The following is a 252-nucleotide window of genomic DNA, read 5'->3' on the forward strand; positions in this document are numbered from 1 at the left end:
GGAAACGAATGGCACTTTGGGATGAAGGCCCACATCGGTGTCGACGCCGATTCGGGGCTGGTGCATACCGTGGTTGGCACGTCGGCCAACGTGTCGGATGTGTCGCAGGCCCATGCCCTGCTGCACGCGGCGCGCGTCAAGCAAGTTGTCGCCTCACTCATGCAGCCAGAGGCTGTTTATTTGCGCTGATCGACGCCATCTCGACGACTGAGTCGCGTTCGGGGTTAAGCGTCACGGCACCAACCGGTGTCC

At 61.9% G+C, this 252-nt stretch carries 1 pseudogene; it reads left to right on the plus strand.

Annotated features, from left to right (window positions below):
• Positions 1 to 126: pseudogene (locus F6X37_RS36185) on the plus strand (transposase); the annotation flags it as partial.
• Between the last annotated feature and the right edge of the window lie 126 nt (positions 127 to 252).

The sequence above is a fragment of the Paraburkholderia sp. 31.1 genome, from assembly GCF_014397645.1.
GTDB classification, from domain to species: Bacteria; Pseudomonadota; Gammaproteobacteria; order Burkholderiales; family Burkholderiaceae; genus Paraburkholderia; species Paraburkholderia tuberum.